Source organism: Sphingosinicella sp. YJ22 (assembly GCF_011320075.1).
Lineage (GTDB): Bacteria > Pseudomonadota > Alphaproteobacteria > Sphingomonadales > Sphingomonadaceae > Allosphingosinicella.
Genome location: NZ_JAANPA010000031.1, coordinates 1 through 21399 on the forward strand (window position 1 = coordinate 1; position 21399 = coordinate 21399).

Sequence of the window (21399 nt, forward strand, 5' to 3'; positions counted from 1 at the left end):
CCCCCCCCCTCCCTGGAGAAGGAGAACGCAAGCGGGATCGTTTCACGTGGCTGGAGATCAGGCGTGTGGTCCACCGATCTGCCGACTCCGGCCCGCATCCGGGCTCGGTGCCCTCGCCGATGGTCGGCACCGTTTATCTCTCGGCCGAACCCGGCTCGAAGCCGTTCGTCGCCGTCGGCGACTCGGTGTCGGAGGGCCAGACCCTTCTGATCATCGAGGCGATGAAAGTGATGAACCAGATCCAGGCGCCGCGCGCCGGCACGGTCACCCGAATCTGCGTCCAGAATGCCGAGCCCGTCGAGTTCGGCCAGCCGCTGGTCGTGATCGAGTAAGATGCCGGATATCCAGAAAGTCCTGATCGCCAATCGCGGCGAGATCGCGCTCCGAATCCACCGCGCCTGCCACGAGATGGGCATCCGCACGGTCGCGGTCCATTCGACCGCCGACGCCGACGCGATGCACGTCCGCCTCGCCGACGAGGCGGTGTGCATCGGCCCGCCGAGCGCGACCGACTCCTACCTCAACATCCCCAACATCATCTCGGCCGCCGAGATCGCCCATGCCGACGCGATCCATCCCGGCTACGGCTTCCTATCCGAGAACGCGCAGTTCGCCGAGATCGTCGAGGCCCACAACCTCATCTGGATCGGCCCGAAGCCCGAGCATATCCGAACGATGGGCGACAAGGTCGAGGCGAAGCGCACCGCCGGCGCGCTCGGCCTGCCGCTCGTGCCCGGCTCCGACGGGGCGATCGAGGACGTCGCCGAAGCCAAGCGTCTCGCCCGCGACATCGGCTATCCGGTGATCATCAAGGCCGCGTCGGGCGGCGGCGGCCGTGGCATGAAGGTGTGCGCGAGCGAGGACCAGCTCAAGACCCTGATGGCCCAGGCCGGCAGCGAGGCGAAGGCCGCCTTCGGCGACGCCACCGTCTACATGGAGAAATATCTCGGCGACCCGCGCCACATCGAGTTCCAGGTGTTCGGGGACGGCGAGGGCAACGCCATCCATCTCGGCGAGCGCGACTGCTCGCTCCAGCGTCGCCACCAGAAGGTGCTCGAGGAAGCCCCCTCCCCGGTCATCAGCGCCGAGCAGCGCGCCGAGATGGGCGGGATCGTCGCCAAGGCGATGGCCGAGATGGGCTATCGCGGCGCCGGCACGATCGAGTTCCTCTACGAGAACGGCGAGTTCTACTTCATCGAGATGAACACCCGGCTCCAGGTCGAGCATCCGGTGACCGAGATGATCACCGGCCTCGACCTCGTCCGCGAGCAGATCCGGATCGCCGAGGGCAAGGGCCTGACTCTCCGCCAGGATGACGTTCAGTTTCGCGGCCACGCCATCGAGGTGCGAATCAACGCCGAGGACCCGGCGACCTTCGCCCCCTCCCCCGGCCTGGTGAAGAATTTCCACGCGCCGGGCGGAATGAACGTCCGGGTCGATAGCGGCCTCTATTCGGGCTACCGAGTGCCGCCTTATTACGACTCGATGGTCGCCAAGCTGATCGTCTACGGCACCACCCGCGACGGCGCGATGCGCCGTCTCCGCCGCGCGCTGGAGGAGTTCGTCATCGAAGGCATCAGGACCACCATCCCGCTCCACCAGGCGGTGATCGAGGATCCCGAATTCCTTTCGGGCGACTATACGATCAAGTGGCTCGAGGAGTGGCTGCAGAAGCAGCAATGAGGACCGGCGGCATGAAGGCGACGATCTACCACAATCCGCGCTGCGGCACGTCGCGCAACGCTCTCGCCATGATCGAGGAGGCCGGCGCCGACGTCACCGTGATCGAATATCTTAAGGCCCCGCCGAGCCGCGACGAGCTGAAGCGCCTCTACGAGCGCGCCGGAATCACGCCGCGCGAGGGCCTTCGCGCCAAGGAGGAGGCCGCGGCCGGCCTCGCCGACGCCAGCGACGACGAGATCCTCGACGCGATGATGCGCGACCCGATCCTCATCAACCGCCCGCTCGTCGAGACCGACAAAGGCGTCCGCCTCGCCCGCCCGTCGGAGACGGTCAAGGACATCCTCTAGGCAAGAGCGTTCGCCGGGAGTCGGCGACGACACGATCCAGGTAATTCCAGATCGGCCGAACTTGTTCTAACCTGCCCGCCATGGCGGCGATCGATCCCGACCTGTTGCTTCGCGCCTATGCGATCGGCGTGTTCCCAATGTCCGATGGCCGCGAGGCCAAGGACGTCTACTGGGTCGAGCCGCGGCGCCGCGCCATCCTGCCGCTCGACGGTTTCCATCTGTCGAGGTCGCTCAAGAAGACGATCCGTTCGGACCGCTTCACCGTCACCCGCGACACCGCCTTCGCCGAGGTCATCCGCGCCTGCGCCGAACGCGACGAGACGTGGATCAACCCCGCCATCGAGCAGAGCTACACGACGCTCCACGCATTGGGGCAGGCGCATTCGATCGAGACATGGTTCGATGGGGAGCTGGTCGGCGGCCTCTACGGAGTGCGCCTCGGCCCTGCTTTCTTCGGCGAGAGCATGTTCAGCCGCGCCACCGACGCCTCCAAGGTCGCGCTCGCCTGGCTGGTTGCTCGGCTGATCGCCGGCGGCTACCGCCTGCTCGACTGCCAGTTCATGACCGATCACCTCAAGAGCCTCGGGGCGATCGAGGTCACCCAGCAGCGCTACCTGGAGATGTTGACCGCCGAGTTGGAGGCCGCCGGCTCGTTCGACTCGCCGCCGGTGTCCTCGGTCCGCCGCGGCGGCGTCGAGGAGGCCGACTTCGGCAAGCTCGACCGGTTGCTCGAGGACGCGGCGGGCGCTTCCGGGGCGGCCGGCGCGCCGGGATGCGTCATCGCGCAGCTCTTGACCCAGACGTCGTAGACCGGGTGCTCGACGACGTTGAGCGACGGGCTTTCCTTGTAGACCCAGCCCGAGAAGATCCTGCGAAACTGGCCCTGGCGGTCAGCCGTGTCGACCTGGATGAAGGCCCCGGTGAGCTGTTGCGGCTCGTGCGGCGCGGTCGTCTCGCAGGCGCGCAGGCGGATGATGATGTCGTTGTCGCGCACCGCCTGGCCCGGCCGCAGGGTGAGGTCGCGGGCGATGCCGTTGCGCTTGTTGACCAGGCCGATCACCGCGACTCGCTCGGCCATCGGCGTGGTTCCCGGCGCCAGCGTGTCGGCCGACGCGCGCACCGGCTCCGACTCGACCTGGCCGTTGGTCGCCTGGTTGTCCGCACCGTCGCCGCAGGCGGCGAGCGCGGTCAGGCCGGCAAGGGCGGCGGCGGTGAGGAAAGTGCGGCGCATGGGAAAGCGGCCGATGCCTATTCCGGAGTCCACGCCTGGTAGTCGCCGCTCGCCGCTTGGCGATGGCCGCCGCTGGCGAGCGCGCCGGTCGGACGGTAGGCATGGGGAGTCCCGGTCAGGTTCGGAGTCGGGTCCCTGAGGAATTTGGGCGCCGGCGGAAGCGCCTTGTCCGGCACGTCGTCGATCTGCTTGTGCATCCACGAATACCACTCGGGCGGGATTCGGCTCGCGTCATTCTCGCCGTTGTAGATGACGTAGCGGCGGTCGGCCTTCTTGGACTGGTAATAGATGTTGCCGGCGGCATCGCGGCCCACCTCGCGGCCCGAGCCGCGGATGTGCAGGCCGGCGCCGATCGTAGCGCCGTTCCACCAGGTGAAGATCTTGCCGAGGAAACCCATGGGTCGCGCCTAGCCTCGTTCGCGGCTCCGGCGCAATCCCTTCAGCGCGCTTCGACCTCGACCGCGAGCGGGCCCTTCTTGCCGGTCGCGATGCGCGCCCGCAGCGGCTGGTCGGGGAACAGGTCGGTGAGGCCGCCGCGGCGCACCGTCTCCATGTGCACGAAGATGTCCTCGTCGTCGCCCTCGTCGCGGACCAGGAAGCCGTAGCCGCGCAGGCGATTGAACCATTTGACCTTGACCGCCTCGAACGCGCCGGCGGAGTCGAGCAAGGCGGCGGGGTTGACCCGCTCACTCTGTTCCGCCTGGGTGCGGTTCAATTCCGGCACCAGCGCCTGGCTGAGGTCGATGCTGATCACCTTGCGCGCCTGCAGCCCGCGCTCCTGATGGGCGACCAGGCATTCGACGATCGCGCCCTCGGGCAGGCTGCGCCGGTCATGCTCGCGAAGCACGGTGAAATGGATGAGGACGTCGCCCTCGACCTCCTCGCTGACGACGAAGCCGAAGCCGCGCGTGGCGTCGAACCATTTGACCGAGCCGGTGACCCGCTGCAGGGCGTCGCCATCCGCCGCCGCGGGATGACCGCCTCCGGTGCCGCTGACGGCCCCGCCTTCCCCACTCTCGCTGCGCGACATCATCAACGGCCTATCAACCACGGCACCGTAGAAGTACCATGGTTTTGCATTTTGTGAACTGTCGCAGGCGATTAATCGTCCGCTTCCGGGAATTCGCCGGGCCGGGCGGCGACGATCTTGCGGGCGACACCGAGCGGGTGGCCGGCGCGCAGCATCGCCGCCAGCTTTTTCTCCCGTTCCGGACGCTCCGGCCAGGCATCGGCATAGGGCCCGATCCGCCGCCGCTCGGCGAAGCGCAGCGCCGCATTCCACGCTTCGGACTCGGCATGGGCGCGCGCCGCGGCGCCGTCGGCTTCGTCGACGCCGGCGACCTTCAGCGCGGTGTCGACCCGCCGAGCGCCGTAGCCGCGCCGCGACAGCGACTCCGCCCGCGCCGTCGCGAAGGCGGCGTCGTCGACATAGCCGAGCCTGGCACAGCGCTCGACCAGGCCGTCCACTGGGGCCTCGCCCTCGCCGCCCCAGCCCCGCTCGCGCAGCTTGCGCGCCAGATAGGCCTTGAGTTTCGCCCGCGTAACGGCGTAGCGGCCCGCATAGTTGACGGCGAGCCGTTCGAGCCCCTCGCCGTCGAGCGGCGGCACCGCGCGTTTGTGACGTTCCTGTTGCACGGCCATGATTGTGCCACAGTGGAGCCGGATTATGAACGCGCTCGCCGCCTTAGGGCAGGCTCGGTGCCCTGTGCTGCCGAGGCGCGGCGACCAGGCAAGCTTAGCAATGAGGATTCAGCCAGACGTGATTGAGAATGGTGCAGGCGCCGGCACTGCCGAGCCGACCCCCACCGACGATGGCACGGTCCGCCGCCTGGCGGACTTTGCGACGCTCGGCGAGGCCCTCGATTATGCGGCGCTCGGCCAGCGCGGCCTCAATTTCCACGATGCCCGAGCGCGCCTCGAGCGGGTCTATCCGTTCAGCGACCTGCGCAGCGACGCCCTGGCCTGGGCGCACCGCCTGATCGCGCGCGGCGTCAAGCCGGGCGACCGCATCGCCCTGATCGCCGAGACCGCGCCTGAATTCTGCTCGCTCTTCTTCGGCACCGTCTATGCCGGCGCCTGGCCGATCCCGCTGCCGCTGCCGACCTCGTTCGGCGGCGCGCAATCCTATATCGATCAGCTCGGAGTCCAGCTGAAGAGCGCGGACCCGCTGATGCTGGTCTATCCGCCGATGCTGGCCAACCTCGCCGGCGCCGCCGCCGAGGCGGCCGGAGTTCCCGGCCTCGACTGGGCCAGCTTCGGCGCCGAGGACGCGCCCGCGGTCGATCTTCCGCCCGCCAGCCCCGACGATATCGCCTATCTGCAATATTCGAGCGGCTCGACCCGCTTCCCGCACGGCGTCATCATCACCCACCGCGCGCTGATGAGCAATCTCGCCGCCCACAGCCACGGAATGAAGCTGGGCGACGGCGACCGCGGCGTCGCCTGGCTGCCTTTCTACCATGACATGGGCCTGGTCGGCTGCCTCCTGTCGCCGGTCGCCAACCAGATGTCGGCCGACTATCTGAAGACCGAGGATTTCGCGCGCCGTCCGCTCGCCTGGCTCGACCTCATCAGCCGCCACAAGGGCACGACGATGAGCTATTCGCCGAGCTTCGGCTACGACATCTGCGCGCGCCGCGTGTCGAGCCAGGTCAACGTCGCCGAGCGCTTCGACCTTTCGCGCTGGCGGGTCGCCGGCAACGGCGCCGACATGATCCGCCCGGACGTGATGCAGGCCTTCGTCGACGCCTTCGCGCCGGCCGGCTTCAACGCCAAGGCGTTCCTACCCAGCTACGGACTCGCCGAAGCCACCCTCGCGGTGTCGATCATGCCCCCGGGCGAAGGAATCGTCGTCGAGCTGGTCGAGGAGACCCTGCTCGCCGGCGGCACCACCGGCGAGCGCGACCGCCCGCAGCGCTATCGGTCGGTGGTCAATTGCGGCAAGCCCGCGCTCGGCATGGAGATCGAGATTCGCGACGAGAGCGGCAACCCGCTCTCCGAGCGCGAGGTCGGCAAGGTCTGGTGCCGCGGCTCGTCGGTCATGACCGGCTATTTCCGCGACGAGGAAGCGACCCAGGCCTGTCTCTCCGAGGACGGCTGGCTCGACACCGGCGACATGGGCTATCTCAGCGACGGCTACATCTACATCGTCGGCCGCGCCAAGGACATGATCATCATCAACGGCAAGAACCACTGGCCCCAGGACATCGAATGGGCGGTGGAGCAGCTGCCGGGCTTCAAGGCTGGCGACATCGCCGCTTTCTCGGTCACCACCCAGGGCGGCGAGGAAACCCCCGCGGTGCTCGTCCAGTGCCGCACCTCGGACCTCGACGAGCGCGCCAAGCTCCGCGAGCTGATCCGCGAGCGGGTCCGCGCGATCACCGGCATCAACTGCGTGATCGAGCTGGTCCCGCCCCGCTCGCTGCCGCGCACCAGCTCGGGCAAGCTGTCCCGCGCCAAAGCCCGCAATCTTTATCTCAGCGGCGAGATCCCGACTTACGACATCGCTGCCTAGTCCGCCTTGCGGAGGCCGGATAGTCCCGCTATCTGGCCCGTCCGGCACAGGAGTGTAGCTCAGCTGGTAGAGCATCGGTCTCCAAAACCGAGGGCCGTGGGTTCGAGTCCCTCCACTCCTGCCAAGCCGAAGCGAGGCGCGTAGCGCCGGTCTGCAAGGCCGGAGCGCACCGCCGGTCAGTCTTGCCGAGCAAGGACTGACGTCGCGGGATTTACTCCCGTGACGCCCGCTTCAAGCAAAGTACCCACCTTGCTTTCCCTTTACCCCGCCGTTATTCGGCCTATCTCCCGTGCATCGGAAATCCCCTGGCTGACCGGCCCACCGGTCCCGGGCGGCTGTCCGAAGACGGCAGATTTTCACAAGGAACAGGCACAGGTGGCGAAAACCTCCCCAGGCGAATTCTTCCGGCAGGTCCGGGCCGAGACCGCGAAGGTGGTGTGGCCGACGCGCAAGGAAGTGATGATGACCGCGGTCCTGGTGGTGATCATGACCACGATCCTCGGCCTGTTCTTCTTCGGGGTCGATTCGGCGTTCAGCGCGATCGTGCGCAATCTCATCGCCCTCATCAGCTAATCGGAGCACAAGAGCCCCCCATGTCCCGCTGGTACATCATCCACGCTTATTCGGGCTTCGAGAACAAGGTCCGCGACGCGATCCAGGCCGAGGCGACCCGGCTCGGGCTGACTCCGCTCGTCGAGGCGGTCGAGGTCCCGACCGAGAAGATCACCGAGGTCCGCCGCGGCAAGAAGGTCACCTCCGACCGCAAGTTCTTCCCCGGCTATGTGCTGGCCAAGCTCAGCATGACCGACGACGTCTACCACCTCATCAAGAACACGCCGAAGGTGACCGGCTTCCTCGGCGCCAGCGGCAAGCCGCAGCCGATCAGCGACGCCGAGGCCAACCGAATCCTCAACACCAAGGAGGAAGCCGCCGCCGCGCCGAAGACCAGGATCAACGTCGACTATGAGATCGGCGACCAGATCAAGGTGCTCGAGGGCCCGTTCGCGAGCTTCAACGGAGTCGTCGAGGAGCTCGATTTCGACCGCAGCCGGGTCAAGGTCAGCGTGTCGATCTTCGGCCGCGCCACCCCGGTCGAGCTCGAGTTCGAGCAGGTCGAACGGATGAAGTAAGCCGGCGCGCCCGGCCGGCCGCCCCCCTCCGGGCGGCTCAGATCAGCTTCTTGACCCCGTGCAGGCCGACCACCCGGCGGCCGTCGCACACCGGCACCGCGACCAGCCGCATCCAGCGCGCGCCGCCCTGGGCCGGGCGCAGCTCGGCGTCCAAGGTGAAGCCGCGGCGGTGCTTGATCGCGTAGGCGCGCAGGCTCTCCATCGCCGCGCGCGACTCCTCGGCGTAGAGCGCGACCGCCTCGTCGCGGCGCACCCGCGCGCCGCGCGGCAGGCCGAAGATGTCGTACACCCCCGCCGACCAGGTCAGCTTGTTGTCGGCAAGGTTGCACGACCACAGGCCGACGCCCTGCGCCGCAAGCTCGCGCGGCAGCGGCCCGACCGACAGCATCGCCGCCGAGTCCGGCCAGGCGAAGGCATGGCCGAGCGCGAACCGCCGCTCGCGCTCGAACAGCGGCCAGCTGTGGTGCAACGGCAAGGGCTCGGTCGGCTTCACGGCGGGCTGCTCTCTCCTCTCCCGCCTTGCTAGCCCGAGCGGCTTAAAAAAGCGAAACCCCTTCTCGCCGCGAGGCCGGGCGCGCCTGGTCGAAACCGCGCTCCGCTTCGCCGAAATCGCCTCCGCCCGACTCCGCGCGCGCCGTAACCTCCCCCTGTCCCGCGAGCCGCGCGGGGCGAGTGACGCTTTCCCGTCCACCTTTGGAGGTTCACATGAGAAGCAAGATGATGTCCGCGGCCGCGTGCCTGGCCGCATTGTGGGGCACCGCCGCCGCGGCCCAGCCGGTGCCGGAGACCGTCGTCACCGGCGAGATCGAGCAGGCGCCGCTTCGCGACGACGCGGAGCTGGTCAGCACCGTCGTGCGCTATTCCGATCTCAACCTGGCAAGCGCGGCCGGAATCGACTCGCTGCACCGGCGGGTCCATCGCGCGGCGACCCGGATCTGCGTCGATCCCAACCCGCAGCCGCTGGAGTTGCGCCAGGCCGGCCTCACCTGCCGCGACGGCGCCATCGCGGGCGCCCGCGACCAGGTCGCCGCGGCGATCGCCGGCCATGGCAATCCCAACCGCCTCGCCGCCGCGTCGCTGGTGGTCCGCGCCGCGCGGTGAGCGGCTCGCCGAAACCGTCAGGGTCAGCTGCCGACCCTGCCGGAGCGCCCGAATGCCCGAGCGCAGGGAGGCAATCGCGCAGCGATCGCCGAGCAGCGCGGAGAGAGCGCGCAGGGCCTGTCCTGAGCTTGTCGAAGGGCCGGCCAGCCTGCGCCTGAAAGGCGACAGGACTGACGTCACGGAATTCACTTCCGTGACGGCCACCCGAACCCCTCACCCACGCTTCCTCCCCTTCCCCCTCACCCGAAGCGCGTCCGGCACCTCCTCCCCCGGCAGGAACCAGTTGCCCGTCGCCTCATATTCGTCGGCCCGAAGCGCCGCCCGCTCGCGCCGGACCAGGTCCAGCGCGCGCCGCTCCTTTTCGAGGGTGAACCAGATGCGCCGCTCCGTCTGGATCTCGGCGCTGCTCAGCGGCCCGCGCCGCTTGCGCGTGGCGTAGCGGCCGAACTCGTCGCCCAGCGCCTGGCGCCGGCCGTGAAGCTCCAGGAGCATGATCGCCTGCTCGAACGTCATCGCCGGCAGCGGCCCGAGCGCCTCCTCGAGCCACAGGTCGTCGGCCCCGTCGGAGCACTGGGACGCGAGCGCGCGCTCCATCAGCGCCGCCTCCAGCCGCTCGGTGGCGACCTCCAGCGCCTTGTCCATCTCCGCCTTGAACACGGGATTGCGCCCCCGCCGCGCATAGATGTTGGTCGCCGCCACCCCGACCGCCTGGGCCGCCATCGAGATGTTGCCGCACGTCGCCAGCGCGCGGAGGAACGCCTGCTCGCCGCGAAAGCCGATCCCGCCCGCCTTCGCCCGCCGAAGCTGAAGCCGCCCGTCCTTGAGCCGAGTCACCGCCGGCTCCCCGCCGCCGGTCTTGAACCGGGCCGGCGCATTGGGACTGTCCGGCCACCGCCCCTTCCCCGCCCGGGCCGCCCGAGCCGGATCCGCCCGCATCGCCGCCTGGGCAGCGGTCAGCGCCGCATCCCACTCGGCGGCGAATGCGGCATGAGTCGTCCGCCGCGCATAGAGCGTCTGGGTGCGCAGCCCACATTCGCGAGCGGCGAGCATGACATTCCCGGTCTCGGCCAGCAGGCGGAGGAATGCGGCATTCTCGCGCGCCTGGCGGCGATTGAAGGGGCGTGCCATGCCGATCTTAGCGCAGGCGAAATCCTATTTTGCAAGGAGCGAGGCGCGTAGCGACGCCGGCGGCAAAGCCGCCGCCGGAGTAGCGCGCCGGTGCCGAAGGCACGCAAGCCTGTCCTGAGCCTGTCGAAGGGGCCGGCCAGCCTGCGCCCGGCCTTGAGCCGGGCGACAGGACTGACGTCACGGGATTTACTCTCGTGACGGCTCCTCCCGCCTTCAGGATGATTTTCTGGTATCCGCGGGGGTGGCGGCCTGCGACTGGATTGCTAGGAGAGCACTTCGGTTCAAAAGGGACGGTTCACGCGTGAGCGATCAATACGAGGGTCTGAGCAAAGAGAACTTGATTGCCCTGCTGCGGAAGCGGGACGGCCAGAAGAAGCTCGGACTTGTATGGGAACGCGACGAGATCGAGGCGGACCGCGCGACTGACGCCAATTTCGTCGCTTGCGTGATCGACCCGATGCTCTCGGACAAGGCAGCACCTTGGCCCAACATGCTCATCGAGGGTGATAATTTCGACGCGCTTCGCTGGCTGAGGATGACGCACGCGAAACGCATCAAATGCGTCTATATAGATCCGCCTTACAACACCGGCAATAAGGACTGGGTCTATAACGATCATTATATCGACAAGAATAACCGGTGGCGTCACTCAACTTGGTTGGAGTTTCTATATCGTCGCTTGACGCTGGCCCGTGACTTATTGTCGAATGACGGCGTGCTGCTGATTTCTATCAACGATGAGCAGCGAGCAAGGCTGGAATTACTAGCCGATGAAGCGATGCCCGGTAGCCGTGGGCGAACAACTGCTGGGCGGCTCGCTATTCGAAGGCCTGCCGGTGCACCAAGCTCCAGCCCAGCCGAGGGCCTATCGCGGCTATCCACTCAACAGGGCGCTGGGACTACCGGAAGCCCTCTGGCGGGAGCGACCGCTATTACCCCACGAGCTGGATTCGGATGCATTCCTAGACGACGTAGCGCGCAGCTTCTGCGCGGACCGCCAGATATTGGTGCGGATCAACCAGACACTGCGACGGGCGACCGTTTCGTTACGCGACCTGTTCTTGGAAACCAGAGGCGAGGAAGGCGTGAATGTGCGGCTTTCCGACGCGCGCGTTGCCGAACAGGCTCAGCATGCGTTCCAGTTTAACGACTCCATCGATCCTCGTAAGCTTAAGGCGGCGTTGGTCCGAGAGCTTCGCCGCGTGGCGACTGCGAACGGCATAGAGGCAATCGATCGTGACTTGCGTCGGGCCATCGATCTTGAGGCAATGTTGAGTCCGGATGCCCTTAAGGATGCGGTCAAGGAAGCGCAGGGTCGACGGGTGACCACGACGAACGACGAGCCGCTGCCGCTGGCTTTCCCGGACCTGAGCGATCTGCCGACGGCCCGGAGATCGGCCTACGGCGTGTTCCCCTCCCGCATGAACGGGCCCGAGCGCAAGGTAGCTGAACTGCTCGACGGAGACGAGAGCGGCACGGTGCTGTGGTGGCTGCGCAATGTCGAGAACATGACCTGGGCAACGCGCATCATTCTGCCTAATGGCAGGCAGTTCTTTCCCGACTTCGTGGTGGGCATTCACGGGCGACGGACCGAGGACCACATCGGCCTTATCGAGGTGAAGGACGATGGCACTGATGGGCGGCTGCACGCGGACCTGAATCTGATCAAAATAAGGTCGCGCCACCGGCTCTATCTCGACGTGAAGTGGACCTCCGAGGGAGACGGGGGGATGGAGTGGTTGCGGCTGAACGAAGGCCTGAATCGAATTCAGCCGGATCGGCCATTTTCGGTGCAAGACCTGGTTACGTAGCTTGGGATGAGCGCCGTCCGCCTTGCCAAATCCAACACCCGGCGCTATGTGCGCCCCCTTCCAAAGCACCAGCAATGGAAAACCTGCGGGAGGCACGCTTCGGCGCGCCGTCTGAACCGCTAAACTTGAACGGGCCGAAACGCTCCCTCGCGGGGGCGCCAGGCCCATTACAGAGTGAGACACATGGCCAAGAAAATTACCGGCTATATCAAGCTGCAGGTGCCGGCGGGCGACGCCAAGCCTGCGCCGCCGATCGGCCCCGCGCTGGGTCAGCGCGGAGTCAACATCATGGAGTTCTGCAAGGCGTTCAACGCCCAGACCTCCGGCGAGGACAAGGGCACTCCGCTGCCCACCGTCATCACCGTCTATGCCGACCGGTCCTTCTCGTTCGAGACCAAGACCCCGCCGGCCTCCTACTATCTCAAGAAGGCCGCCAAGATTAACTCGGGCTCCAAGGAGCCGGGCAAGGTGACCGCGGGCAAGGTCACCCGGGCCCAGCTCGAGGAGATCGCGACGGCGAAGATGAAGGATTTGAACGCGAACGACGTTCAGTCCGCGGCGAAGATTATCGAAGGCTCGGCTCGCGCCATGGGCCTCCAGGTGGTGGGGTAAGCGCAATGGCTAAGCTGACCAAGAAGCAGAAGGCGCTCGCCGACAAGGTCGATACCGAGCGCTTCTACGCGATCGACGAGGCGATCGAGACGTTGAAGGCCAACGTGTCGAAGAAGTTCGACGAGACGATCGAGATCGCGCTCAACCTGGGCGTCGATCCGCGCCACGCCGACCAGATGGTCCGCGGAGTCGTGTCGCTGCCCGCGGGCACCGGCAAGGACGTCCGCGTCGCCGTCTTCGCCCGCGCCGGCAAGGCCGACGAGGCCCGCGAGGCGGGGGCCGAGGTCGTCGGCGCCGAGGATTTGATGGAGCAGATCCAGAACGGTCAGATCGATTTCGACCGCGTCATCGCGACGCCCGACATGATGGGCATCGTCGGCCGCCTCGGTAAGGTTCTGGGCCCCAAGGGCCTGATGCCGAACCCGAAGCTCGGCACCGTCACCCCGAACGTCGCCGAGGCGGTCAAGGCCGCGAAGGGCGGCCAGGTCGAGTTCCGCGTCGAAAAGGCCGGAATCATCCACTCCGGCATCGGCAAGGCGAGCTTCTCGAACGCCGACCTCAGGAAGAACTTCGACGCCTTCGTCGACGCCATCGTCAAGGCCAAGCCCACCGGCGCCAAAGGCAAATACGTCAAGAAGGCGGCGCTGAGCTCGACCATGGGCCCGGGCCTCAAGCTCGACGTTGCGGAAGTCGCGGCCGTCTGAGCCTGAGCTTCAGGACGAAATTGAGAGGGGCCGGGGCAGCAATGCCTCGGCCCTTTTCATATGGCGGCGTAAGACCGTCCCGGCTAGCGGCAGGCCCGCGCCACCGCGGCGACGAGGTCGCGGTCGCGGATCGGCTTCTCCAGCCGCTGCGCCGGCTCCAGCTCGGCCGGGATCAGCGCCTGGTCGTAGCCGGTCACAAACACGAACGGCACGTTCCGTTGCCGCAGGGCCCGCGCAAAGCCGAAGTTCGGCCCGTCACCGAGATTGACGTCGACAACCGCGCAATCGATCCGCTCGGCGGCGGCCAGGCCCGCGGCTTCGTCGGCGTCGCGGCACGGGCCGAGCACCCGCGCTCCGGCGCTTTCCAGCGCCGCTTTCGCGTCCGAGGCGAGGTAGAAATCGTCCTCGACGACCAGCACGCAGAGGCCGTCAAGGGGCATCGCCGCGGTCATGGACCGCTTGGCCCGGCGTGCGCGTCGGTCTGGAGGACGCTCGCGCCGGCGACGAGCGGGAAGCGGATCGTCGCCGCCACGCCGGTGTTGCGGAAGTCCAGCCGTCCCTCCCCCTTGAGCTCGTAGGGCACGCGGCCGGTGACGAGCTCGGTGCCGAACCCCTCGCGGCGAGGCCCGCTGTCCATCGTCACGCCGAACTCGGTCCAGGTGAAACACAACCAGGGCGGTCCCTCGCCATCGCCCTTGTCGAGCGACCAGCCGATCTCGATGCGCCCGTCGCCCTGCGCGAGCGCGCCATATTTGACCGCGTTGGTGGCAAGCTCGTGGACGGCGAGCGTCAGCACTTCCGCGGCCTTGGGGGGCAGCGACACGTCGTCGCCCCTTACCAGATAGCGTCCGGGCGGCGCCGCCTGCGCCTCCAGCTCGTCAAGGACGAGATTCTGGAGATCGACGCCGCGGCCGATCTCGCGGGTGAGCAGCGCCTGGGTCCGCGCCAGCGCGCTGATCCGCCCTTCGAGATGCTGGGCATAGTCGTCGACGCTGCCCGCGCTCGCGGCGGTCCGCCGGCCGATCGACCGGATCATCGCCAACAGGTTGCGCACCCGATGCTGGAGCTCGGCGACGAGCAGCTCCTGGCGGCGCTGCAGCGCGCGCAGCTCCTCGACGTCGGTCGAGGTCCCCAGCCATTCGACAATCCGCCCGTCATCGTCGCGCAGCGGCGACGCGCGGGTCTGGTGCCAGCGATATTCCGCGCTCGCCGCGCGAAGAATGCGGTGCTCGACATGATATTCGCCGCGTTCCTCGACGCCGTCCCAGGCGGCGAGCGTCTCCGCGCGCTCGTCGGGATGGACCGCGTCAAGCCAGCCGTGGCCGAGGCTCTCCTCAAAGGACAGGCCGGTGAACTCGATCCACTGCGGACTGCCCCAGATCCGGCAGCCGTCGCCCAGGGAGCGGAAGACGAGTTGGGGAATGCCCGTGGCGAGGCTGCGCATGCGCCGCTCGCTCGCCTCCAGCGCTTCCTCGGCGCGAGCGCGTTCGACCGCTTCCCAAATGCGCTCGGCGACCGCCACGAGCAGACTCGCCTCGGCGGGAGTCCACAGGCGCGGCCGGGCGCTCGTTGCCGCGACCGCCGCCACGAGGCCGCCTTCCTTGTGGAGCGGCACGCTTACGAAGGACTTTATCCCGAGGCACTCGTAATGAGCGCTGATCTCGCCCTGCATGACAGGCAAGGTCGCCACGTCCTCGACGAGGAGCGGATTGCCCGCATTGAAGATCTCGAGCGGCTGACCGTAGTCCGCGAACGGATACACGCCGGCCAGCGGCGTGTCGCCGGCCCGGTGATAGTCCTGCTCGACGACGAAGACCTCTCGGGCGGCATCGAACTCGACATAGTAGCTCCTGTCGGCGTTGAGATGCTCGCCGACCACCCGGCAGGCGGTCGCCTTGATCTCCAATGGGTCGCTCAGCGGCCTCAGCGCGTCGCTGAGCTTGAGCAGGAAGGCCTGCCGCTCCTCGCTGACTCCGATCCTGGATTCGGTGATCAGGCGCTCGGTCGTCTCGACGACCATGCCGATCATCCCGGCGACCGACCCGTCGGCCGCGCGGACCGGGCTGTAGGAAAAGCTGAAATAGGCCTGCTCGGTCCCGCCCGAGCGTTCGACGACGACGGGATAATCCTTGTTGAACGTCGATTTGCCGGCGAAGGCGCGCTCGACGATGGGGCTGACCTCTTCCCAGACCTCGCTCCAGATGTCGGCGAAGGAGCGGCCGAGCGCCTCCGGCTTTGCCCCGAGAATCGGCCGGAACGCGTCATTGTAAAGGGTGACGAGCTCCGGACCCCAGACGAGGACGGCCGGAAAGCCGCTTTCCAGCACCAGCGACGTCGCCAGCCTCAGCTCCGGCGGCCATCCCTCGATCGGTCCCAGCGGAGTCGCCGCCCAATCGTGGGCGCGGATTCGCGCTCCCATCTCTCCCCCTCCCTGCGGCCAGGGAGGCTGATCACTCATTCGCGTCCAGGTGGGCGCCCTCGTGACTCAGGTGGAGATAGTTCGGATTGAACATCGCCGCGCTCATCAGCTTGTCGAGGTTGGGAAAGGTGAGGCGCTTGTGGGACAGCTCGATAAGGCCGTCGCGGCGCAGCTCCTGCAGCGTCCGGTTGACGTGAACGGGCGTGAGCCCGGTCGCCTCGGCAAGGTCGTTCTGGGTAATCGGGAAATCGCAGCAGCTGTTCTTGGCAAGGCCGACCGAGCGCAAGCGCAGATAGAGCTCGACGAGCAGGTGGGCGATCCGTTCATATGCGCTGCGCTGGCCGATGTTGAGCAGCCATTCGCGCTGGACGGCGGAGTCGACCAGCTCGTGCCACCACAGGGCCTGCGTAATGCGCGGGCGCTTCTCCGTCAGGCGGTCCATCTCCTCGGGAGTGATCGCCGCATATTGGACGCGCGTGATCGCGCCGATCGTGTGGTCCATTTCCTTGAGGATGTAGACGTTCAGATCGCAGAAGTCGCCGGGAATGAAGAAACCGACGATCTGGCGGCGGCCGTCCGGCAGTCCCTTGTAGCGACACGCCCAGCCGCTCAGGATCAGGCGCACGACCTTGGGATCGTCCCCTTCGCGGACGATGTCCCGGCGCGGCGGCGCTTCGTGAACGGAGGCGCGGCTGGCGGATTCAAGGGCGGCACGGTCTTCGCTGGAAAGCCGCGCATAATTCTGCAACCGTATCGCCAGAGGGGCCACCACCGGAAAGGTCCTTCAATGCCTGGACGTTACCGTGCGCGCCGCAACTCACCTCTTACATGGGTTAGAAGTATAGCGCAGTGCCGCTCCCAAGGCAGCCCCGCGCCCGGCAAATCGACGACCACCGGCTTGTTCGATGCTTAATTCCCCGCAAACCGAGCCGTTGTTCTGACGGTTAAGCTTTTTGCCGACATAGGCGCGGGAGATTGCATCCCGGGAGGCCCGCCCATGGCGATCGGTCCGATCGAGTTTTCGCCCATCTGGGGCCCCAGCCCCGCGCCCACCGCAACGCGTCTCGAGCCGGAGGTGGGGTCCGGGTCGAGCTATCCGGCCGGCACCCTGTTCAACAGCATCCGCCAGCAACAGGCCGTCCCGGCCGGCTGGAATGTGGTGGACGACGCCGCCGCGGAGCATGCGCCGGCCGCGGACAGCGCCGAACCTGCGCTGACCGCCGCGGCGATCATGAAAGACGCCCTCGCCGCGATGCTCGCCCAGGCCAATATCGGCCGCAATGACGCGCTGTCGCTGCTGCTGCGCTAGCCCTCGATATAATGGGGGAGAAAGCGCGACACGTTGCGGGTGATGCGGCTCCGGTCCTCGCGCACCGACAGGCCGGCCGCTTCTTCGCCGACGATCCAGCTGCCGATCACCGCATAATGGCCGTCGAGGCGCGATAGGGTGGCGAGGCCCTGGCGGATATGGCCTTCCTCGCCATAGCCACCTTTGGGCCCCTCCTGCCGATCGGCGCCGTCGACCAGCTCGATGTCCCAGCCCTCGCGCGAGAAGAAAGGCTTGCGGACGTAGCGGTCGCCAAGCCCCGCGGCGCGGGGGTCGCCGTCGAACCAGGCCGGCAGCAGATTGGGGTGGCCGGGGTGGCGTTCCCAAAGTAGCGGCAACATCGCCTTGTTGGACAGGATCGCCTTCCACGGCGGCTCGATGAACAGGGCGCCGCTGCGCATCAGGGCGTCCGCATAGGGCTCGCGGAACATGTCCTCCCAGGGGTAGAGCTTGAAGATCGCGGTGACGATCGCCCGGTCGTCGTCGACGAAGCGGCCATTGCCGTCGACGCCGAGCTTGTCGATCGCGACGAATTTGGGCTGGAGCCCCGCCTGGGAGGCGAGGTCCTCGAGGTAGCGGACGGTCTGCCGGTCCTCGACATGGTCCTCGATGCTGGCGAAGTGGACGAAGCTGCCGCGCTGGAAGATCGCGGCGAGGCGGTCGATCAGCTTTTCGTGGAGCGAGTTGAACTGGTCGGCGTCGCTGGGCAGCGCGCCGTCGCGGATCCGCGCTTCGAGCCACGACCATTGATAATAGCCGGTCTCGTAGATGCTGGTCGGCGTGTCGGCGTTATATTCCAGCAGCTTGGCCGACCCGCTGCCGTCATAGGCGAAATCGAAGCGGCCGTAGAGCGAGGGCGACTTCCACCGCCAGGTCTCGGCGATGAAGTTGCGCTGCTCGGCCGGGATCGCGATGCGCTCCATCAGCTCCTCGCTGCGCACCACATCGTCGACGAGCGCGAGGCACATCTGGTGGAGCTCCTCGGTCGGCTCCTCGATGCCCCGCTCGATCTCGTTCAGGGTGAAGGCGTAGCAGGCCCTCTCGTCCCAATATTGCTCGCCGTCGAGATAGTGGAAGGTGAACCCCTCGGCCTGTGCAATCTCACGCCAGTCCGGCCGTTCGCCGATCGCGATGCGGCGCATCCGCCCTCCCCTGCTTGACTCGCCTCAGGCTTAGCCGCAGCATTTCGGCCGGGGAAGCGTGAAGGGGGGCATGCGCAATTCATCTCAAGCAATGGCTGCTCCGGGTCTACCACGCGATCACCGATCTGCGGTGGCCGGTGCTGCTCGCCTTGCTCGTCGGCCACATGGTGCTGGTCTGGCTGATGATGTACTTCGTCGGCGAGGAGCGCGAGCTCCAGCGGCTGCCGACCTTCGTCTACTGGTATGCGACGACCGCCTCGACGATCGGCTATGGCGACCTCTCGCCCAAGACCGACGCGGGCCGCCTGATCAACGCCTTCATCGTCTACCCCGGCGCCATCGCCATCTTCACCGGCATCATCACCAAGGCGATCGCCAGCGGTTCGGACCGGCTGCGACGCGCGCGGACGGGCATGGGCGATTATAGCGAGATGACGCACGCCATCGTCCTGGTCGGCCACGACCCGGCCCGCACGCCGCGGATGATCGAGGAATTGTGCGCCGATGCCGAGCCGGGACAGGAGCTGATCCTGCTCACCACCGATGCGTTCGAGAATGCCGACATCCGGGTGCGCTACGTGCGGGCGGCGAGCCTGACCTCGCGCTCCGACCTCGAGCGCGCCGGGGTGGCGGACGCCGACCGGGTGATCATCTTCGCCGGAAGCGACAACGACACGCTCGCCGCCGGCCTCGCCATCGCCGACCTCAACGAGCGTGGTCACATCGTCGCCTATTTCGGGGACGAGGCGGTGGCTCGGCTGCTCACCTCGCATTGCCCCAATGTCGACGCGGTGCTGGCGCCGGCGGTCGAGCTGGTCGTGAAGGCGGTGAAGGATCCGGGCGCGAGCCACCTGCTCGCCGACCTGGTCAGCGCGACCGATGAGGGCATGACCCTGTTCAGCATGGACTGGCGTGCCGCCGGCCTGCCCTTCCGCGACCTGTCCGCACGCTTGCTCGACCGCGATGCCGTGCTGGTCGCATATCGGTCCGGCGGCCGGGGCGCGTTTCGCTACGCCGGCGAGGTGACACCGGGCGACCGCTTCTTCTACGTGGCCGGACAACGACTTCGGCCCGAGACGATCGGCGCCGCAGCCTGATGGCCGGCTATTCCCTCCCCGGCGTCGAAGGCATGACCATCGGCCGCACCGTGTCGCTCGATCCGCGCGCCTGGCAGCGCTACGGCGAGGAGACCTATTTCGCGCTGGACCGTTACGAGCTGCCGATCACCGCGCAGGGCCTGATCCGCCTCGACGACGGCACCTCGGTCCACCGCTTCTACACTGACGAAGAGATCATGCTTCAGGCGCTGTCGCGCAGCCCGGACGGTCGCGACGCCTATGACTTCACACTGTTCCAGCCGTGGTCGAGCACTCAACCGCTGGACGGCCGGCAGAGCGAGGCGTTCATCGACCGGATGCGCCGCGCCTGGTGGCAGGACACCGGGATGCCCGCCTATCGCCGCTTCTGGTTCGAGGGCAACGATCTCGACCAGCCGCCGCTCAGGCTGATCGAGGACGTCTTCGAGGACCATGGCGGCCGGCCGGTGCGCCAGGTCAGCCAGGTCTGCATGCTCTACAGCCGGCCGCTTCCGCCCGACGGCGCCGAGCTTCTGCTCGCGCTCGACATTCAGGGTGGAACGCTGGGATATAGCTCGCAGGAAATCATGATCGGCGTCCCGCTGACGCCGGCGCAGTTCAACGCGTGACAGGATAAAGGGGAACACGCATGAATTTCGACATCCAGGCTTTCCAGCAAGGCGCGCTCGCCTTCCTGCTCGCCTTCGGCTCGGCGGGGCTGGTCCTCATCGCGTTCAAATATCTCTACCAGCTGGCGACGCCCTACAATGAGCTGAAGCTCATCCGCGACGGCAATCAGTGCGCCGCGGTGACTCTGGGCGGCGCGCTGATCGGCTTCGCCATCCCTGTGTCGATGTCGCTCAGCCAGGCGCACAGCCTCGCCGAGTTCGTCGCTTGGGCGGTGCTCGCCGGAATCATCCAGATCATCACCTTCATCATCGTCCGTACGCTGGTGGTGAAGGACCTCGCCGCCCGCATCGAGCGCGGCGAATTCTCGGTCGCGATCTATCTCGCTTCCATCTCCATCGCGGTCGGCCTGCTCAACGCCGCCAGCATGACCGAGTGAGGAGCGAGGCCAAATGACCGAGTTTCGCAAATCCAAGCGCTCGCGGCGGGTGGTTCTGACCACCCTTACCGCGGCCGGCGCGGTCGCGGTGAGCGGCTGCGGCAGCTCCGACTGGTCCGACGCCGACGCCGAGGGGCAGGTCTATGCCAGCGTCTCCGAATGCGTCGCCGCCGGCGAGACCCGCGCCGAATGCGAGAACGCCTATTCCCAGGCGCGCATCGACGACAGCGACAGCGCGCCGCGCTTCGACAGCCGCGACGTGTGCGAGCAGGAGTTCGGCGCCAACCAGTGCGAGCAGCGCACCAGCGGCGGCAACAGCTTCTGGGTCCCGCTTCTCGCCGGCTTCGTGATCGGCAACGTCATCGGCGACGTCGACATTGACCGCAGACGCCGCCGTTACGCGCCGCTCTACCGAAGCGCGGGCGGCACCTGGTACCATGGCGGCGCCGGCTACGGGCCACTGACCCGGCGCAGCGGGGGCGGCTACGGATTCAGCCGCTCGGGCTTCGACCGGCCGGTCGGCGCGCCGCGAACCTACAGCCGAAGCGACGTCGCCTCGCGCGGCGGCTTTGGGGGACGCTCCGGCGGAGCGAGCAGCTGGGGCGGCAGCCGAGGCAGCTAAGCGCCTGACTCCGTTCGGCCTTTCGCCCCTTTCGAAAGGGCGGCGGAGTCCCCATCTGGGTCTCAGACGGAGCTTGCCACTCCGTTCAGACTTGGTTCGTGGCGGCGGCGCTAGGGTCGCCTGCGCCGCTTGGCCCGAATGGAGATCGCGATGAGGTTCGTTTCACTGGTTGCCGCCGTTGCCACCCTGGCCGTGCCCGCCGGCGCCGCTCTTGCGCAGGACGCGCCCGCCCAGGTCAGCATCTACGAGCAGCGCAGCTATGCCGGGACTCCGATCGTCGTCACGGGCGCCCAGCCCGATCTCGGCCGCACTGTGCAGCTCCGCTCGATCCGCGTCGCCGGCGGCGCCTGGGAGCTGTGCGAGCAGGCCAATTACCAAGGCCGCTGCGCCCGTTTCTCGAGCGGCGACGCCGACGTCCGCGGCATGGTTCGCCAGGTCCGCAGCGTCCGCCCCGCCGCACCGATCGGCGAGCGCGGCTGACCTCGC

The 21399-nt window shown here is 67.5% G+C and carries 25 protein-coding genes, 1 tRNA gene and 2 pseudogenes; 18 read left to right on the top strand and 10 right to left on the bottom strand.

Translation table 11 applies throughout. From position 1 onward, the window contains the following. Positions 1 to 80: 80 nt before the first annotated feature. The 4 genes and pseudogenes from G7B71_RS11350 to aat form a co-directional block, all read left to right on the top strand. Positions 81 to 332, top strand: a pseudogene (locus tag G7B71_RS11350) (acetyl-CoA carboxylase biotin carboxyl carrier protein subunit); the annotation flags it as partial. A 1-nt stretch (position 333) separates the two neighbouring features. Beyond that, positions 334 to 1683, top strand: a complete 1350-nt coding sequence (accC, locus tag G7B71_RS11355) for an acetyl-CoA carboxylase biotin carboxylase subunit (protein WP_166040949.1) — start codon at positions 334 to 336, stop codon at positions 1681 to 1683. 11 nt (positions 1684 to 1694) lie between these two features. Beyond that, positions 1695 to 2030, top strand: a complete 336-nt coding sequence (arsC, locus tag G7B71_RS11360; RefSeq protein ID WP_166040951.1) for an arsenate reductase (glutaredoxin) — start codon at positions 1695 to 1697, stop codon at positions 2028 to 2030. 80 nt (positions 2031 to 2110) lie between these two features. Then, positions 2111 to 2839, top strand: a complete 729-nt coding sequence (aat, locus tag G7B71_RS11365) for a leucyl/phenylalanyl-tRNA--protein transferase (protein ID WP_166040953.1) — start codon at positions 2111 to 2113, stop codon at positions 2837 to 2839. A gap of 35 nt (positions 2840 to 2874) precedes the next feature. On the opposite strand, the pseudogene G7B71_RS15840 reads toward aat, so the two are convergent. The 4 genes and pseudogenes from G7B71_RS15840 to G7B71_RS11385 all read right to left on the bottom strand — a co-directional run. Further along, a pseudogene (locus tag G7B71_RS15840) lies at positions 2875 to 3261 on the bottom strand (DUF2155 domain-containing protein); the annotation flags it as partial. A gap of 17 nt (positions 3262 to 3278) precedes the next feature. Continuing rightward, entirely contained in the window at positions 3279 to 3659 is a 381-nt protein-coding gene (locus G7B71_RS11375; RefSeq protein ID WP_166040955.1) for an NADH:ubiquinone oxidoreductase subunit NDUFA12, read from the bottom strand. A 41-nt stretch (positions 3660 to 3700) separates the two neighbouring features. Next, positions 3701 to 4294 (bottom strand): cold shock domain-containing protein, encoded by a 594-nt coding sequence (locus G7B71_RS15790; protein ID WP_279338404.1) that lies wholly within the window; start codon positions 4292 to 4294, stop codon positions 3701 to 3703. Between the two features lie 68 nt (positions 4295 to 4362). Then, positions 4363 to 4902 carry a RecX family transcriptional regulator gene (locus G7B71_RS11385; protein ID WP_166040957.1) on the bottom strand — a complete coding sequence of 180 codons (540 nt, stop codon included), beginning with the start codon at positions 4900 to 4902 and terminating at the stop codon, positions 4363 to 4365. A 100-nt stretch (positions 4903 to 5002) separates the two neighbouring features. Here G7B71_RS11385 and G7B71_RS11390 point away from each other — a divergent pair, with 100 nt between their 5' ends. The 4 genes from G7B71_RS11390 (at position 5003) to nusG (ending at position 7905) form a co-directional block, all read left to right on the top strand. After that, positions 5003 to 6775, top strand: a complete 1773-nt coding sequence (locus G7B71_RS11390; RefSeq protein WP_166040959.1) for a fatty acyl-AMP ligase — start codon at positions 5003 to 5005, stop codon at positions 6773 to 6775. Positions 6776 to 6823: 48 nt separating this feature from the next. Next, a tRNA-Trp gene (locus tag G7B71_RS11395) sits at positions 6824 to 6899 on the top strand. 251 nt (positions 6900 to 7150) lie between these two features. Beyond that, positions 7151 to 7348 carry a preprotein translocase subunit SecE gene (secE, locus tag G7B71_RS11400; RefSeq protein WP_166040961.1) on the top strand — a complete coding sequence of 66 codons (198 nt, stop codon included), beginning with the start codon at positions 7151 to 7153 and terminating at the stop codon, positions 7346 to 7348. A gap of 20 nt (positions 7349 to 7368) precedes the next feature. Next, entirely contained in the window at positions 7369 to 7905 is a 537-nt protein-coding gene (gene nusG, locus G7B71_RS11405) for a transcription termination/antitermination protein NusG (RefSeq protein WP_166040963.1), read from the top strand. A gap of 37 nt (positions 7906 to 7942) precedes the next feature. Here nusG and G7B71_RS11410 read toward each other — a convergent pair whose 3' ends face one another. Next, positions 7943 to 8398 carry a hypothetical protein gene (locus tag G7B71_RS11410; RefSeq protein ID WP_166040965.1) on the bottom strand — a complete coding sequence of 152 codons (456 nt, stop codon included), beginning with the start codon at positions 8396 to 8398 and terminating at the stop codon, positions 7943 to 7945. 212 nt (positions 8399 to 8610) lie between these two features. On the opposite strand from G7B71_RS11410, the gene G7B71_RS11415 reads away from it, so the two are divergent. After that, complete coding sequence (locus tag G7B71_RS11415; RefSeq protein WP_166040967.1) at positions 8611 to 9006, top strand: UrcA family protein; 396 nt, start codon at positions 8611 to 8613, stop codon at positions 9004 to 9006. Between the two features lie 213 nt (positions 9007 to 9219). Here the strand turns inward: G7B71_RS11415 and G7B71_RS11420 are convergent, their stop codons facing one another. Further along, positions 9220 to 10134: a hypothetical protein gene (locus G7B71_RS11420; RefSeq protein WP_166040969.1), complete on the bottom strand. Its 915-nt coding sequence runs from the start codon at positions 10132 to 10134 to the stop codon at positions 9220 to 9222. Between the two features lie 791 nt (positions 10135 to 10925). Here G7B71_RS11420 and G7B71_RS11430 point away from each other — a divergent pair. The 3 genes from G7B71_RS11430 (at position 10926) to rplA (ending at position 13261) form a co-directional block, all read left to right on the top strand. Beyond that, the gene (locus tag G7B71_RS11430) at positions 10926 to 11945 is read left to right on the top strand and encodes a hypothetical protein (protein ID WP_243406220.1); all 1020 of its coding nucleotides are present in this window, start codon (positions 10926 to 10928) and stop codon (positions 11943 to 11945) included. A gap of 183 nt (positions 11946 to 12128) precedes the next feature. Then, positions 12129 to 12557: a 50S ribosomal protein L11 gene (rplK, locus tag G7B71_RS11435; RefSeq protein ID WP_166040975.1), complete on the top strand. Its 429-nt coding sequence runs from the start codon at positions 12129 to 12131 to the stop codon at positions 12555 to 12557. 5 nt (positions 12558 to 12562) lie between these two features. After that, entirely contained in the window at positions 12563 to 13261 is a 699-nt protein-coding gene (gene rplA / locus G7B71_RS11440) for a 50S ribosomal protein L1 (RefSeq protein WP_166040977.1), read from the top strand. Positions 13262 to 13344: 83 nt separating this feature from the next. Here the strand turns inward: rplA and G7B71_RS11445 are convergent, their stop codons facing one another. The 3 genes from G7B71_RS11445 to G7B71_RS11455 are packed head-to-tail and all read right to left on the bottom strand — an operon-like array spanning position 13345 to position 16452. Next, positions 13345 to 13701 (bottom strand): response regulator, encoded by a 357-nt coding sequence (locus tag G7B71_RS11445; RefSeq protein WP_166040979.1) that lies wholly within the window; start codon positions 13699 to 13701, stop codon positions 13345 to 13347. Between the two features lie 8 nt (positions 13702 to 13709). Continuing rightward, on the bottom strand, positions 13710 to 15680 hold the full coding sequence (locus G7B71_RS11450) for a PAS domain-containing protein (protein ID WP_166040981.1): 1971 nt from the start codon (positions 15678 to 15680) through the stop codon (positions 13710 to 13712). 31 nt (positions 15681 to 15711) lie between these two features. Continuing rightward, positions 15712 to 16452 (bottom strand): Crp/Fnr family transcriptional regulator, encoded by a 741-nt coding sequence (locus G7B71_RS11455; protein ID WP_207774780.1) that lies wholly within the window; start codon positions 16450 to 16452, stop codon positions 15712 to 15714. 225 nt (positions 16453 to 16677) lie between these two features. On the opposite strand from G7B71_RS11455, the gene G7B71_RS11460 reads away from it, so the two are divergent. Then, positions 16678 to 16989: a hypothetical protein gene (locus G7B71_RS11460; RefSeq protein ID WP_166040982.1), complete on the top strand. Its 312-nt coding sequence runs from the start codon at positions 16678 to 16680 to the stop codon at positions 16987 to 16989. Here G7B71_RS11460 and G7B71_RS11465 read toward each other — a convergent pair. Next, a complete protein-coding gene (locus G7B71_RS11465; protein WP_166040985.1) occupies positions 16986 to 18149 on the bottom strand; it encodes a glutathionylspermidine synthase family protein in 1164 nt (387 codons plus the stop codon). The genes G7B71_RS11460 and G7B71_RS11465 overlap by 4 nt on opposite strands. A 137-nt stretch (positions 18150 to 18286) precedes the next feature. Here G7B71_RS11465 and G7B71_RS11470 point away from each other — a divergent pair, with 137 nt between their 5' ends. The 5 genes from G7B71_RS11470 (at position 18287) to G7B71_RS11490 (ending at position 21393) form a co-directional block, all read left to right on the top strand. Continuing rightward, positions 18287 to 19246 (top strand): potassium channel family protein, encoded by a 960-nt coding sequence (locus G7B71_RS11470; protein WP_166040987.1) that lies wholly within the window; start codon positions 18287 to 18289, stop codon positions 19244 to 19246. Next, entirely contained in the window at positions 19246 to 19854 is a 609-nt protein-coding gene (locus tag G7B71_RS11475) for a DUF2491 family protein (protein ID WP_166040989.1), read from the top strand. The genes G7B71_RS11470 and G7B71_RS11475 overlap by 1 nt, the downstream gene beginning before the upstream one ends. Positions 19855 to 19874: 20 nt before the next feature. Next, entirely contained in the window at positions 19875 to 20291 is a 417-nt protein-coding gene (locus G7B71_RS11480) for a DUF350 domain-containing protein (protein WP_166040991.1), read from the top strand. A 13-nt stretch (positions 20292 to 20304) separates the two neighbouring features. Next, complete coding sequence (locus G7B71_RS11485; protein ID WP_166040993.1) at positions 20305 to 20913, top strand: DUF1190 domain-containing protein; 609 nt, start codon at positions 20305 to 20307, stop codon at positions 20911 to 20913. A 150-nt stretch (positions 20914 to 21063) separates the two neighbouring features. Continuing rightward, positions 21064 to 21393, top strand: coding sequence for a beta/gamma crystallin-related protein (locus tag G7B71_RS11490; RefSeq protein WP_166040995.1), 330 nt, complete (start codon positions 21064 to 21066; stop codon positions 21391 to 21393). The last annotated feature ends 6 nt before the right edge of the window (positions 21394 to 21399 follow it).